The organism is Halopiger goleimassiliensis (assembly GCF_000455345.1).
Classification (GTDB): Archaea; Halobacteriota; Halobacteria; order Halobacteriales; family Natrialbaceae; genus Halopiger_A; species Halopiger_A goleimassiliensis.
The window spans coordinates 719,310-733,529 of the sequence record NZ_HG315690.1 but is presented as its reverse complement, the minus strand read 5'-3'; the positions used below and the strand labels follow the sequence as shown (position 1 = coordinate 733,529).

Annotated in this window: 10 protein-coding genes; 6 read left to right on the top strand and 4 right to left on the bottom strand. The window is 65.7% G+C overall.

Annotation, left to right across the window (positions count from 1 at the left end; translation table 11 throughout):
• Window positions 1-71 precede the first annotated feature (71 nt).
• Window positions 72-2,078: a S8 family peptidase gene (locus TX79_RS03590; RefSeq protein WP_049925783.1), complete on the bottom strand. Its 2,007-nt coding sequence runs from the start codon at window positions 2,076-2,078 to the stop codon at window positions 72-74.
• Window positions 2,079-2,341: 263 nt separating this feature from the next.
• Between TX79_RS03590 and TX79_RS03585 the strand changes: the two genes are divergently transcribed.
• The 6 genes from TX79_RS03585 to hmgB all read left to right on the top strand — a co-directional run bounded on the left by TX79_RS03585 (window position 2,342) and on the right by hmgB (window position 8,551).
• Window positions 2,342-2,812, top strand: a complete 471-nt coding sequence (locus TX79_RS03585) for an NYN domain-containing protein (protein WP_049925782.1) — start codon at window positions 2,342-2,344, stop codon at window positions 2,810-2,812.
• 286 nt (window positions 2,813-3,098) lie between these two features.
• Complete coding sequence (locus tag TX79_RS03580; RefSeq protein WP_230198534.1) at window positions 3,099-3,305, top strand: hypothetical protein; 207 nt, start codon at window positions 3,099-3,101, stop codon at window positions 3,303-3,305.
• Window positions 3,306-3,391: 86 nt separating this feature from the next.
• Entirely contained in the window at window positions 3,392-4,243 is an 852-nt protein-coding gene (locus TX79_RS03575; protein WP_049925780.1) for a TatD family hydrolase, read from the top strand.
• A gap of 74 nt (window positions 4,244-4,317) precedes the next feature.
• Window positions 4,318-4,896, top strand: coding sequence for a DUF2150 family protein (locus TX79_RS03570; RefSeq protein ID WP_049925779.1), 579 nt, complete (start codon window positions 4,318-4,320; stop codon window positions 4,894-4,896).
• Window positions 4,897-4,962: 66 nt separating this feature from the next.
• The gene (locus TX79_RS03565; RefSeq protein WP_154660450.1) at window positions 4,963-7,122 is read left to right on the top strand and encodes a hypothetical protein; all 2,160 of its coding nucleotides are present in this window, start codon (window positions 4,963-4,965) and stop codon (window positions 7,120-7,122) included.
• A 91-nt stretch (window positions 7,123-7,213) separates the two neighbouring features.
• Window positions 7,214-8,551, top strand: coding sequence for a hydroxymethylglutaryl-CoA synthase (gene hmgB / locus TX79_RS03560; protein ID WP_049925777.1), 1,338 nt, complete (start codon window positions 7,214-7,216; stop codon window positions 8,549-8,551).
• Window positions 8,552-8,603: 52 nt separating this feature from the next.
• On the opposite strand, the gene TX79_RS03555 is transcribed toward hmgB, so the two are convergent.
• The 3 genes from TX79_RS03555 to TX79_RS03545 all read right to left on the bottom strand — a co-directional run bounded on the left by TX79_RS03555 (window position 8,604) and on the right by TX79_RS03545 (window position 14,099).
• Window positions 8,604-8,996 carry a response regulator gene (locus tag TX79_RS03555; RefSeq protein WP_049925776.1) on the bottom strand — a complete coding sequence of 131 codons (393 nt, stop codon included), beginning with the start codon at window positions 8,994-8,996 and terminating at the stop codon, window positions 8,604-8,606.
• A gap of 118 nt (window positions 8,997-9,114) precedes the next feature.
• Window positions 9,115-11,109, bottom strand: coding sequence for a PAS domain-containing sensor histidine kinase (locus TX79_RS03550; protein WP_049925775.1), 1,995 nt, complete (start codon window positions 11,107-11,109; stop codon window positions 9,115-9,117).
• A gap of 98 nt (window positions 11,110-11,207) precedes the next feature.
• Complete coding sequence (locus TX79_RS03545; RefSeq protein ID WP_049925774.1) at window positions 11,208-14,099, bottom strand: DEAD/DEAH box helicase; 2,892 nt, start codon at window positions 14,097-14,099, stop codon at window positions 11,208-11,210.
• Window positions 14,100-14,220: the final 121 nt, after the last annotated feature.

The following is a 14,220-nucleotide window of genomic DNA, read 5'->3' as shown; positions in this document are numbered from 1 at the left end:
CGATAGCGATCGGTCGAAACCGCCTCGTGCGTGCGGCCGACCGTAACGTCGATTCGCGCCTGCCGACCGGGTTACCGGCCGTTCTCTTCGATCGTTAGCGTGTAGGTGCCGCTCCCGGACTCCGCGTAGACGAGGACGCGGATCGAGTCGGCGTCGTCGAGATCCACCGTGACCGACTCGTCGCTGCCGCTGCCGGTCGAGGCCGCGTCGTGGCTCGAGCGGGACGGACGACTGCCGTCGGTCGTCACGTAGAGGTCGAAATCCGCGTCGGACGGACCGTCGATCGAGATCGTTCCCCCACACGGATCGGCCGTCTGGAGCGAGTAGGTCCAGCGGTCGCTGTATCCCCACCAGCCGCTACTGAGGCTGTCCTCGACCTGTACCCGTTTCGTCTCGGTTCCACAGCCGTCGTTCCCGTCGTTCTCGTCGTCCTGCTGGTCGTCGTCGCGGTCGTCCCCGTCGTCGCTGTCGTTCCCGCCGGTCGCTTCGATGACTTCCTCGGGCGTCATCCGCTCGCCGCCGAGTTCGAGCCACATCTCCGACGGGTTGTCGAGATCGATCGCCGTCACGGCACCCTCGAGTCGGTACGCGTCGCCGTGGCCCGTGCTCGTGCCGCCGCTGACGGCCCACGTGCCGTCGCCGGTTTCGTCGATCGTATCGCCGGACCACGTACCGCCTTTGATCTCCTCGCCGGAGGGACTCTCGTACGGTGCCTCGGCGAACTCGACCGGCCCGTCGGTGACGAAGTCGTAGTAGGAGGCTCCGGCGTCGGCTTCGGTGACGAGCGCGAGGAGGTCGTCGGGGACCTCGGTGCCCTCGTCGTCCTCTTCTCCGTCGTTTTCGTTCCCGTCGTCGTCCGGTTCGTGGCCGTCGGGAACGGTGTTGACCGCCGCATCGGCGTCGATGCGCCCGTATCCCTGTGCGAGCCGGGAGATGCCGACGTCTTCGGCCGTCTCTCGGAGGTGAGTCCGGAGTTCGTCCGCCGAGAGATCGGGATACAGCGACAGAACCAGTCCCGCGACGCCGGAGACGACGGGGGCGGCCATCGACGTACCCGAGGCACGGGTGTAGCTGTCGTTCAGGTCCGACGAGACGACGCGGCTGCCCGGTGCGGCGACGTCGATCTCCTCACCGTAGTTCGAGAACGAAGTGAGTCGGTCGTTCGAGTCGACCGCCGACACCGCGAGCACGGAGTCGTAGGCCGCCGGATAGGAGACGGCTCCGCCGTCGTTGCCCGCCGCCGCGATTGGCAGGGTACCCTGCTCGACGGCGTACTGGCAAGCGTTCTTCAGAGTGTAGTAGCCGCTACTGGCACCGAGCGAGAGGTTGATGACGTCGACTCCTTGGTCGACCGCCCACTGGATCGCGTCGGCGATGTCCGAGAGGGAGCCGCTCCCGCTCTCGTCGAGCGCTCGAGCACACAGCAGCGAGCAGTTGCTGATCCCGGCGTGGCCGGTCCCGTTGTTCGTCTCGCCAGCGGCGATCCCGGCGACGATGGTCCCGTGATCCTCGTTCGTGTTGACGGGATACGGATCGCTACCGCGGCCGGTGAAATCCTCGCCGATACGGTCGTCGACGTTCGCGGCGAGGTCCTCGTGATCGTACTGGACGCCCTGGTCCACGACCGCGATGACGACGTCCGAATCGCCGTAGGTACGATCCCACGCGGCCTCGCACCCGATCTGCTGGGGCGCGTCCTGTTGCCCGTAGTAGGTGTCGTTCGGCGTCGCGACTGCCTCGAGGGTCGCGTTCTCTTCGATGTAGTCGACGGCGTCGAGCGTCCCGAGCGTCCGCTCGAGTCGGTCCTTGGCGGTCTCGGGGGTTTCTTCGGGTAGTTCGATCGTCACGTAGCCGAGAACCTCGTTCGAGTGGACGACAGAGCCCTCGCCTGCGAGGGCCGACGCGACAGTGGTTTCGACGTCGTCGACGGTCGGGGAGAGCCCGACTAGCAGTTCGGTCGCTTCAGAGCCACCGTCGTCCGCGCTGGCGACGCCGGTCGTGCCGAAGAACGCGCCGAGTGCGCCGGCGGCCTTGAGCACTGATCGCCGATCGTCGTCCGGGGGTGTGTTCGGTGCCATAGGACGACAATCAGGTATTCCTGAAATTATTAAAAACTTCGCGAACTTGAGGAAATTTATTTGGACATATTTTCTATTTTAACCTGTCATTCACAACACTAGTGGCATATAAACCACGAACAAATTAACGTCACTGCTTAGGGAACGTTTCGGGACGCGAAAACTCGTGGAGCGTTTTCGCCAGCATGCGGCGTGATCGAAGGGGGAAACGGCGGCGGACCCGTTTCGCTACACCTATCCTTCGGCCGCCGAAACCGGATTCCATGCTCGATGCCGTTCGCGACCGTCTCGCCCGCTTCGGGTCCTCGCCGCCCGACCGAGAGCCGGCGGTCGGCCTGTTCGTCGACGGGCCGAACGTCTTCCGTGACGAGTTCGACGTCGATCTCAACGACCTTCGAGACGCCGCACGCGACCTCGGCCGCGTCGGCGTGATTCGGCTCTACCTCGACGAACACGCGACGCCGGGACTCATCCAGGCGGCCGAGGCCCGCGGGTTCGAGGTCGTCGTGACCAGCGGCGACGTCGACGTCAAACTCGCCGTCGACGCGACCGCGCTCGCTCAGGACGGCACGATCGACCGCCTCGCGATCGCCTCCCGGGATACCGACTTCAAACCCGTCCTCGAGCACGCCGGAACCGTCGGCATCGAGACGATCGCGATCGCCCCTGGGTCACACGGGCGCTCCGATGCGCTCCGGAATGCGGCCGACGATGCGATCACGCTGGGCGATTGATTCGGTACCGTCCGTCTGTTCCGGCGCACCCGCGACCCAGGCCGCGGGTGTTCCGGTACATCCGTACAGCGATCCGTATCACGGCCACCTCCGTCGATCGGAAGCGGCAGCGCCGTCGACGAACCCGGTCGGAGAACGACGCGTTCGGTCGCCCCGTCCGCTCCAGCCGACGCAGGCTATCGTCGCTCCTTGTTATTACCTCCCATACGCTTAATCGCCCACGAGTCGTTATCCAGGCATGGATCACAGCACCCGGTCCACTCCACCATCCATGCGAGGACGCCACATGCACTCCCGGCGACTCCGCGATCTCGAGGCGCGACTCGACGACACCGAACGGAAGGTCGACCAGCTCGAGAACACGTTGTGCGGCGTCGTCCGGGAGCTGAACGAGGTCTCGATCGCCGGGCCGTGCAAGTGCGGTAAGGCGCTGTTGATCGTCCACCAGCAGACGGTCTACTGTCCGCAGTGTCAGTACCGACGCACGATATAGTGTCAGTTCGCGTCGGATGATCGATATCGCCACCAGGTCCGTTCGAAGTCGGAGCGTTTTCACGCCTCGCCCGTTCACAGTCGGATATGATCGACGACGAGACGCCGGTCCTCGACAACCACCTCCACCTCGATCCGGAGAATCACCGCGGCATCGACGCCGTCCGCGACTTCGCTCGAGTCGGCGGCACGCACCTGCTGGTGGTGAACAAACCCTCCTGGCACCTGGGCGTCGAGGCCGAGACCGGCGAGGACTTTCGGTCCGTCTTCGAACGCACTATCGAGATCGTCGAACAGGCGTCGGCCGAACTGCCGGGTCGCGCCTGGCCCGTCCTGGGGGTCCACCCGGGTCTGATCTCCCGACTCGTCGACGACCGCGAGTTCGATCCGGACGAGGCCCGCGACCTGATGCAGGCCGGTCTCGACGTCGCGGCCGAGTACGTCGACTCCGGCGACGCACTCGCGCTCAAGTCCGGTCGTCCCCACTACGACGTCGACGACGCCGTCTGGGAGGCCTCCAACGCCGTCATGCGCCACGCCTTCGACCTCGGCGCTGACCTCGAGTGTGCCGTCCAGCTCCACACCGAGGCCAGCGAGGAGATGACCGACGTGGCGGCGTGGGCCGAGGACGCCGGCCTCCCCGCCCACAAGGTGGTCAAACACTACGCCGCCGGTCGCCTCGAGGGACCGGTCCCGAGCGTGATGAGCGACAAGGACCGCCTCGAGCGGGCCGCCGAACGCGGCGAGCCGTTCCTGATGGAGACCGACTACGTGGACGATCCGGATCGGCCGGGTGCCGTCCTCGGGCCGAAAACGGTTCCTCGCCGGGTCGACTGGCTGCTCGAGAACGGCTACGACGAGGCGGTCCGAATCGCCCACGTCGAGACGCCCGAACGGGTGTACGAGATCGACACCGAATCCACGCTCGAGCGGGCCTGAACCGTCCGAATAGCTCTCGTCGCTTTATCGGAAGGTAGAGAAAGGCATTTCAAGCGGCCGGTGTAGGTGTCTGTATGAGCAATCCCCCGACCGAGTTCTACTCGGAGGAACGTTGGCAGAACTGGATCGACCGCATCAAGGACGAGGACATCGATCCGGAGGACGAGGACTCGGCCCGGCTCCTGTTGAACCTGCAGGACGACACGGCCATCGCCGTCGCCAAGATCGTCGCCGCCTACGACGACGGAGAACTCGGTGAGGAGGAAGCGCTTTCGGAGATCGAGGACGTCCGCGAGATCGTCCTCGGGGAGGTCGACATCGAGGACGAGGAGAAACTGATCCTCGTCGACGGCGTCCAGACGAGTCTGGTCTGTGTCTTCTTCGCCGCCGAGGAGTTCATCGCCAGCGGTCCCGCCGAGGAGGGCAGCGTCGCCGACTACCTCGGTGCGGCGGCCGATGCCGAAGCGGAGGAGGACCTCGATGCCGCCCTCGGCTACGCCGCTCAGGCCGGCACGCTGATCATCGACGGCGAGGACCTCGATATGGAGATCGCCGAGGACCTCGAGTACGGCCTCGTGACCGAGTGGATCAACGGATTGGACAGCCTCCAGAGCGCGATGAGCGATCCGGAGGTCGTCGAAGAGGACGAGTAGGGGAGTTCGTTTTGGCCGTCGTTTCCGAGCCAACAAGCGTATAGGGAGGTACGCCTAGCAGTCGGTATGATGCGGCGTGGGGGCGAGCGAGCCGTCACTGTGCAGGTGGGGGCCGTGCTACTGCTCGGTATCCTCATTTCGGCGCTCGCGTTGTACCAGGTCAACGTCGTCCCCACGGAGAACTACCAGGTCGAGTACGACCACAACCAGCAGGTCCAGAACGAACTCCAGGAACTCCGGAACGACATCCTGACTGCAGGGCTTACCGATAGCAGCCGGTCGACGGCGGTGACCCTCGGAACGCAGTACCCCACGCGGTCGGTCGCGATGAATCCGCCGAATCCGGACGGGACCCTCGAGACCGTCCGGCCGTCATCGAACGTGACCATCGATCCCGCGAACGGGGAGCCCCTGGAGGAGGAAACGCGATTTCTGGCGTACGAACCGGCGTATCACGAGTACGACGGCCCGCGGACGCTGATCGAACACTCGCTGGTGTACAACCAGTTCGACGCTGCAAACGTCTCCGTGGGGTCCCAGCAGGTCGTCCAGCAGGAGCGAATTACGCTCGTCCTCGTCGACGGCGACGTTTCCGCGACGGGACAGCGGGCGGAATCGGTATCCATCGAACCGCTCGACGGTCCACGGACGGTCGAACTCGAGGCCGGAAGTGAGGTGACCGTACCGACGACGGACGTCGAACGATGGCAGGACGAAATCGAGTCCGAGTCCGTCTCCGAGATCGAGGTCCACGAGGGGGAGAACGAAGTCGTCATCGAACTGCTCGAGGCGTTCGATCTCGAGATCGCTCGCGTCGGTATCGGCGACGGTGCGTCGGCCGGTAACGGATTCGAGGAACTCGGCGAGGACGACTCGACGGAGACGAACGGCGGTACGCTCCCCGGGCCGGAGTCGGACGTGAGTCTCAACACCTCCGAGGTCTACTCGGGGGAGTCCGTCGAGGTGCGGGCCGAGTTTACGAACCTGGGCGAGACGGCACGTGCCACCACCGAAGGGGAACGCGGCGGCGTTCCGATCTGCGAATCCGACTGGTTCGTTCAGGACGACAGCGGGATCATCGAGTGGGGTAGCTTGACGACCGACAGTAGCTGCGAGGACCGGTCGCGTACTGATACTGCAGTCGTCGATACCGACGAGATGGACGTCGATGCGGGATCGTACTCCGTCGGCGCGCTCGCGATGGATACGCGTGGCGTCTGGACGGATCCGGCGGACGTCCGGACGGCACCGCTCGAGATTCTGCCGGCCTCGGACCTCGTGGTGACCGACGTCGTCCCGCACGACGACTCCGTACAGACGGGTGAGGACGTCACCGTCGACGTCGAGGTCGAGAATCTCGATACGACTCGGAAGAGCCAGACGGTTTCGCTCGAAGTCGATACCGAGCAGAACGGGGCGTATCAACCGGTCGATAGTGCCGAGGCCACCGTTTCCGGTGGTGCCACTGAGACGATTACGCTGACGTACACGACCCAGTCGGGTGACGAACCGGCCATCGACGTCCGGGGCGTCACGGAAGACGATCCGGACGGGGAAGTCGACAGCGTCGCCGTTTCGGAGGACGGGAATCCCGTCGTGGACGTCACGATAACTGAAACGAACTCGCCGGTCGTCGCCGGAGATACCGTCGAAGTGACGGCGGAAGTCGACGGACCGACTGGCTTCGGTCAGACCGTAACGCTCGCCGTCGACGGCGACTCGGTCGAGACGAGACCGGCCGAGGAGGAGGTAACGTTGACGTGGGAGACCGAATCCAGCGACGTGGGCGAACGACTGGTTTCGGTCACCTATACGGGCTGGTTGGGTGAGACCTCGGACGCCGCGTACGTCACGGTGTCCGAGGACAACGTCGACCTGACGAACGCCCGCACGACGAACAATCAACACAGCATCGTCGCGGTAGACGTCCAAAACGCGGGGGAAACCGACTTCGTACTCGAGACCATCGGAATTTCGGGGACGACGACGGAAGCGGATCGCGTCGAGGACAGCGTCGCTATCGACGGCACCGAGGTCTTCGATGGAACGATTCGGATCGGTTCCGACGAACCTCCCGTCGATATCGAACCGACGACCATCGCACCTGGAGAGACGGCGACGATCACGCTGGATCGGTTCCGAAACGGCGGTCACGTGGATATGGCGACCGAAGAGGTGACGATCCTGCTCGACGGAGAAACGTTCACGACCACTGTGAGCGGGTGACGACGAACTCAGACGAGACCGGCCTCTGTATTAGACGATCGTCGAAACCGCAAACGACAATACCTTATGGCTGTGTCGATACTAACAGCATATGACAGCAGTCGGTATCGACGCGGTCGAGATCTGGACCGGGAATCTCAAACTCGATCTTCCCGGCACGTTCGCGCCCGAGAAGGGCGAAGATCCCGAGAAGTACACGAAAGGGCTCGGGCTCAACGCCAGTTCCTTCCCCGACAGTTACGAGGACATCGTCACGATGGCGGCCAACGCCGCCTACCGGCTGATGGACCGCAAGGGCCTCGAGCCGGACGACATCGGTCGGATCGACGTCGCGACCGAGAGCGCGTTCGACAACTCGAAACCGGTTTCGACGTACGTCGCTGGTTGCCTCGAGCAGGTGTTCGAGGGCGACTTCCACCACGCGAACAAGGGCGAGCGGAAGTTCGCCTGCATCGCGGGGACTCAGAGCCTCGATGACGCCTACAACTGGATCAAGGCGGGGCGCAACCGCGGCCGCGGGGCGCTGGTGATCGCGACCGACACGGCGCTGTACGCCCGCGGCGACGCCGGCGAGGCGACCCAGGGAGCCGGTGCCGTCGCGATGTACATCGACGAGGAGCCGAACCTCGTCGAACTCTCCGCCGACCAGGGCTACGGTTCGGCCGACGAGACCGACTTCCTCAAGCCCAACCAGCAGTTCCCCTCCGTCGACGGGAAGCGCTCCGTCCAGGTGTATCTCGCCCGGATGCGCGAAGCGCTCGAGGACTACGAGAGCGTCGCCGGGGCCGTCCACCCCGACGACTTCGCGTACGCACCGTTCCACACCCCGTTCCCGGGGATGGTCCGGAGGGCCGCGCTGCTGGCCTATCGCCACGTGATCCGCAACACGTCCATCGAGGACGACCTCGCCGCGGACATCGGTCGCCAGCCCCGCCCCGAAGGGTTCGACTCCGACGAGGCGTACCGCGACGCACTCCGGGACTACATGGATTCGTTGAAGGAAACTGACCAGTACCGGGAGTGGTACGCCGAGACGATCGAGCCGACGCTATCGATCTCCCGCGAAGTCGGTAACTGGTACACCGGATCGGTCCACCTCGCCCGCGCGAGCACGCTCAAGGAGGCCCTCGAGTCGGGCAAGGAGATGGCCGGGTCGAGGCTGCTGGTCGGCTCCTACGGGAGCGGTGCCCAGGCGGAGATCCACGCCGAGACCGTCCGCGATAGCTGGGCCGAGGAGATCGAGGCCCTGAACGTCGACGAGCAACTCGAGGAGCGTTACGACATGTCCTGGGAGGATTACGAGGAGATCCACGACGCCCACAACCACGAGATGGACGTCGACGTCGAGGAGTTCACGACCCCCGAACAGGAGTTCGTCTTCGACGGCTGGGGTCGCATGGGCGAGCGGAAGTACCGATTCGTCGAATAACGCCGTACCAGCGTCTCGAGAACAGTCGTCCTGCCGGTCGAAGCCCGAACGGTCACTCGTTGGCCTGGATCGCGAGCCGGATACGATTGGCGAAGACGTTCATGTCGCCCGACGCCCGACTGCTCTTGCTGACGAACGCCGAGACGCCCGCCTCGAGGGCCTCCTCTGCGAGGGATTCGATCGAATTTCCCGTAAAGAGGACGACCGGGACGTCGCTTGCGCCACCGATCTCGGCCAGCGACGCTGCGAGGTCGATCCCCGTCTCGTCGGGGAGTTCGTAGTTCGTGACCACGCAGTCGATTCCACCGTCCTCGAGAACGGATCGCGTCTCCGCCGCCGATTCGGCGGTTTCGATATCGAATCCGTGCTCCGATCGTAGCGTTTCGCTGACGTGGGCGGTGAGAAAATCACTATCCTCGACGAGGAGCACGGTCTGAGATGGCATCGTCCTAGATCCGGCACGATTTGGTATAATAGCTTTCGGCCATCTGACCGGTGTGACGGGGTTACGGGCCGGAATCGTGTCGGTCGCTCCCGTGGGCCGTCGGCCGCGGTCGACGTCCTCACTCGGCTGCCGGGAGGGTGACCGTCACGGTGGTTCCGACGCCAGGTTCGGAGTCGATGTGAACGTCGCCGTCGTGGCGTTCGGCGATGCGCTGACACAGCGCGAGCCCGATACCGGTCCCGTCGTACTCCTCACGGCTGTGCAGTCGCTGGAACACCTGGAACACCCGGTGGATCTCGTCGGGATCGATGCCGATCCCGTCGTCCTGGACCGAAATCTCCCAGCCGCTACCCGTTCGATCGGCCCAGACCTCGATCCGCGGTGGCTCGTCGCCGCTGTACTGGATCGCGTTCGACAGCAGGTTCTGGAACAGTTGCCGCAACTGCCGGGGGTCGCCCGAGACCGTCGGAAGCGATTCGACCCTGACCGTCGCATCGTGTTGCTCGATCAGCACCTGCAGATCGGTTCGGACGTCTGCGAGGACGGCCTCGAGGTCGACCGGTTCGAACGGATCGCCCTGGGTGTCGATTCGGGAGTACTCGAGCAAGCCGTCGATCATCGCCTGTAGTCGCTCCGCCCCGTCGACGGCGTACGCGATGAACTCCTCGCCGTCCTCGTCCAACTGGTCGGCGTAACGGCGCTCGACCAACTGGAGGTAGCTCGAGATCATCCGCAGGGGCTCCTGCAGGTCGTGGGACGCGGCGTAGGCGAACTGCTCGAGTCGTTCGTTCGAGGCCTCGAGTTCGTCGACGGTCTCGTTGAGCCGGCGTTCGTACTCCTGGCGTTCGATGCCGGTCGTCAGGATCGTGCCGACGCTCTCGAGGAAGTCCACGTCGTGGTCGGCAAACGCCGTCTCGGTCGGGCTCCAGACGGCCACGACGCCGGTTGGCGTCGTCGCGCCGATCGGGACGACGGCGACGCTTCGCACGGCGGCGGAACCACTCGATTCGTCGAACCAGTCGGCCCCCGTGACGTCTTCGACGACCATCGGCTCGCTCGCGGCCAGCGCCTCGGCGGCGACCGACTCGAGCGCCTCGAGGGCGTCGCCGGCCACGTCGAACGCGTCTCCGGTACCGGCTCGAGGCACGAGGCCCGGTTCCCCGTCGCGGTCTTCGAGCACGGCGCAGTGGTCGGCGTCGAGCGAGGAGGCCACCAGATCGACCGTTCCGTCGAACAGGTCGTCGATCCCCTCGTTCTCGAGGGCGTGTCGCCCGAGGGTGGCGACCGACTCGAGTTGCTCGACCTTGGCCCGGAGGGTTCGTTCGGCCTCCTTGCGCGGCGAGATGTCCCGGAAGAGACCGACGAAGTACCGATCCCCCTCGTAGGTGAAGTCGTTGAGCGAGACGCCGAGCGGCACCTCGTGGCCCGCCTTGTGCTGGCCGGGGAGTTCGACGTAGGTCCAGTTGAGGTTCCGCTCGCCGGTCTCCAGATACCGTTGGAGCGAATCCAGGTGGGCCTGCTGGAGCCGCGGCGGGATGATCCGGACCTTGCTCGAGCCGACCAGTTCGTCCGGCGTGTAGCCGAGGATGCGTTCGACGGCCGGGTTGGCGTACTGGACGTCGCTGTCCGTATCGAGGACGATAATCCCGTCGGGGAGCGCGTCGGCGAGCGCCTGGAACGTCTTCCCGTAGGTGAGCCCCGCCGCATCGACAGTCGCCGACGCCGCCGGACGTCGATCGACGAGTCCGTCGATGGCGGTCGTCCCGTCGCCGGCGTCGACCCGCTCGAGGTGAACGTCACACGTGAGTTCGGTGCCGGCTTTCGTCCGGAGGGACAGCGTCCTCGTCACCGGCGTCGTCTCCGCGCTCGCGACGATCGAGGTCGGCGTCGGCGACTCGTCGTCGGTGAGCCGCGAAAAGGACGTCCCGAGGAGTTCGTCCCGCGTGTAGCCGGTCACCGAGGTGAACGCGTCGTTGACCGCCTCGAGCGTACCGTCCGGGGAGAGCCGGAACGAGGCGATGTCAGCGGCCTCGAGGAGTGACCCCAGCCGGTCGGTCGTCGCCGCGGCGGACCGATCGCTCTCGGCCGGGCGAGTAGGGGGACCGGAATCCATCGGTCGTTATAGATGAGTTGTCCCGATAAGGCCTGTGGTGACAAATTGGACGTCCGACACGACCGTTCCGGATTGGTTTGTTATTTTATATGATGGGGTCAATCCCAGAACGACTGGGTCCGAGCGTACTCGCGTTCCTGGGTGAGAATGTCCCGGTAGAACTCGTCTTCGTCCTCGCGGAGTTTGTTGATGATCCGGGCGGCGTTGTGCGGGCCGACCCCGCGGGCCGCCATCGCGATCACTGCGCGTTTGCCGTGGCTCTGGACGAGACTCGCCGCCTGAAAGGCGCGCTCGGTCATTTCCTCCTGTTCCTCGTCCTTCTCGTCGGCGCGGACCGCCTGCACGACCTCGTCGGCCCAGGGGTTCAGCGACGCGATCCGGGTCGAGCCACACTCGGGACACTCCGGCTGGTCGGCGACCCGTTTGACCTTCGTCGTCACCTTCCACTCCTTGCAGTGGGTACACAGCAGGATGACTCGATCGTCCTGTAGTCGTTCCTTGACCGTCTCGATCACGCTCGCGTCGGCGTTTTCCGGTGCGAGCAGTTCCTTGCCCGAGGAGGAGCGCCCGCCCTGGCCGACCGGCGTCCGACCGCGATGGGTCACGAGGTCGATCTCGCCGGACTGGATCCCCTCGAGCACGGCGCTCGCTCGCTCGACGTCTAAGTCCTCGTGGAAGACCTCCCGGATCGCCTCCTCGTACATCGGGGTATCCTCGAGCGCGGCGAGGAGCCGGTCGTTCGAGAGCCGACCCGAGCCCTCGCCCTGCCACCGTTTGAGCGCGCCGAACTTCGCCGATACCTGTGCGAGCCGAAAGGCGAGCGCGTCGGAGTTCTTCAGGCCGAGTTCGACGATAGTCTCGACGTGGTCGGGATCGGTCTCCTCGAGCACCTCGAGAACGTCACTGGTCGCGATCGAACTCGGCACCTCGAGTTCGATCCGGTAGGGGTCGGTCTCGAGGCCGACCGAGGAGCCGGCCCGCTGGCCCAGCAGGGCCGAGAGGACCCTCCCGAGCGTCTCGTTGGTCTCGTGGCCGTAACAGGCGTTCATCACGATCGTTCGGCCCTGGCGCTCGAGGACGATCCGGTCGGCCGTCGGCATCGGCGACTCGCTCTCGACCTGGCGCTCGAGTTGCTCACAGGCCTCGGTGAGGGTGACGTCGTCCGCGGGATACCGACCCGCGAGTTCCCGCCCGACGGCGGACGCGCTCGCACCCGTCTCGAGTTGCGGTCGTGCGACGCCTCGGATCTCGCCGACCTCCTGGGCGACCGCGGCGGGCACGGGAATCTCCTGGCCGATCCACGAGGGGACCTCGCCGGCGGGATCCTCGATCGGACTCACCTTCACGCGGCCCTCCTCGTCGTCGATCTCGGCGATCCGCCACATCTCGCCGCGCTGGACGAACACCTCGCCCGGCTGGGCGAAGTTGACGACGAACCGTTCGTCCAGGGTCCCGATCTGCTGGCTCGAGGCGATGTCGTGGACCTCGTAGGTCTCCTCGTCGGGGATCATCGAGAGATTCGAGTAGACGTACTGCCAGGTGCCCCCGGTCGTCTCCAGTCGATCTGCGCCCTCGTCGAACCAGACGATCCGGTTGCGATGGAGTTCCGAGAGCACCTCGCGGAACGTCTTCTCGGGGAGGTGCCGGAACGGGTACGCACGGGTGATCGTCTCGAAGGCCTGGCGAACGGGGGTGTCGCCCCGGCTCTGGACGATCGCCGGTACCTGGTTCGCGACCACGTCGAGGCTCCCCTCGTGGATCGCCGCCCGCTCGACTTCGCCGTCGCGCGCTCGGCGGGCGATCGACAGCGCCTCGAAGGTGTCGTCGGGCCGGGTCGTGACGATGGTCCCGCTCGAGACGGCGTCCTGGCGGTGGCCTGCCCGTCCGATGCGCTGGAGCAACCGGGTCACCTGCCGGGGGCTCTTGTACTGGACGACGTGGTCGACGCTGCCGACGTCGATGCCCAGCTCCATCGAGGAGGTACAGAGCAGTCCGTCGAGTTCGCCGGCCTTGAACCGGTCCTCGACCTCGATGCGGGCCTCCTTCGAGAGCGAGCCGTGGTGGACCCCGATCGGGAGATCCAGTTCTTTGAACCGCGAGCCCAGCGCCTCCGCCGTCTGGCGGGTGTTGACGAAGATCAGCGTCGATTCGTGCTCCGCCACGAGGTCGCGGATCAACCGGACGTGACTCGCCGTGCTGGCGTCGGTCATCAGTTTCCCGGCCAGGTCCTCGTCCTCGTCGGTGATCTCCGGCCGTCGGACCGTCACGTCGACGTTGCTCCCGACGTCGATCTCGCGGATCTCGCAGGGCCGGCCACCGGTCAGAAACTGACCGACCTCCTCGGGATCGCCGACGGTCGCCGAGAGTCCGATGCGCTGGAACCGTCCGGCGAGATCGTGGAGCCGCTCGAGTCCGACCGCGAGTTGTGCGCCGCGTTTCGAGGCCGCGAGTTCGTGAACCTCGTCGATCACCACGTGGGAGACGTCCTGCAGGGCCTCGCGCAGTCGCTCGCCGGTGAGCATCGCCTGCAGGGTCTCCGGCGTCGTGATGAGGACGTCCGGCGGGTTCTCGGCCTGTTTCCCCCGCTGGTACTGGGTGGTGTCGCCGTGGCGGACGTCGACCTCGAGGTCGAGGTACTCGCCCCACCACTCGAGGCGTTCGCGCATGTCGCGGTTCAGCGCCCGCAATGGAGTCACGTAGAGCGCGCCGAATCCGTCCGGTGGTCCACGGTCGGAGGCCTCCTCCGACGAGGATCGCCCCGACGTACTCGGCTCACCCTCGTCCGCGACGAGGTGATCGAACACCGGTAGCATCGCCGTCTCGGTCTTGCCACTCCCCGTGGGCGCGATCACGAGCGTGTTCTGCCCGGCGGCGAGCGGCGGAATGGCCAGCCGTTGCGGTGCCGTCGGCGTCGAGAACCCGCGTTCGGAGAGGGCTCCACGGACCGTCGATCCGAGGTGGGTAAACGCCGCGACGTCCCCGTCGGTCATCGCTCCCGACTAGGGACGAGCGACGCATAAGGGCCACGTTCGGGGGCTTCGGGACGCCGATGCCACCGTGACCCGACGTCCACCGAATCGGGTGGCGACGGTCTCGAGACGGCTCCGCCGG

Coding starts and splice junctions, on each gene's coding strand:
- TX79_RS03590 (WP_049925783.1), bottom strand. CDS start 2,078: ATGGCACCGAACACACCCCCGGACGACGATCGGCGATCAGTGCTCAAG.
- TX79_RS03585 (WP_049925782.1), top strand. CDS start 2,342: ATGCTCGATGCCGTTCGCGACCGTCTCGCCCGCTTCGGGTCCTCGCCG.
- TX79_RS03580 (WP_230198534.1), top strand. CDS start 3,099: ATGCACTCCCGGCGACTCCGCGATCTCGAGGCGCGACTCGACGACACC.
- TX79_RS03575 (WP_049925780.1), top strand. CDS start 3,392: ATGATCGACGACGAGACGCCGGTCCTCGACAACCACCTCCACCTCGAT.
- TX79_RS03570 (WP_049925779.1), top strand. CDS start 4,318: ATGAGCAATCCCCCGACCGAGTTCTACTCGGAGGAACGTTGGCAGAAC.
- TX79_RS03565 (WP_154660450.1), top strand. CDS start 4,963: ATGATGCGGCGTGGGGGCGAGCGAGCCGTCACTGTGCAGGTGGGGGCC.
- hmgB (WP_049925777.1), top strand. CDS start 7,214: ATGACAGCAGTCGGTATCGACGCGGTCGAGATCTGGACCGGGAATCTC.
- TX79_RS03555 (WP_049925776.1), bottom strand. CDS start 8,996: ATGCCATCTCAGACCGTGCTCCTCGTCGAGGATAGTGATTTTCTCACC.
- TX79_RS03550 (WP_049925775.1), bottom strand. CDS start 11,109: ATGGATTCCGGTCCCCCTACTCGCCCGGCCGAGAGCGATCGGTCCGCC.
- TX79_RS03545 (WP_049925774.1), bottom strand. CDS start 14,099: ATGACCGACGGGGACGTCGCGGCGTTTACCCACCTCGGATCGACGGTC.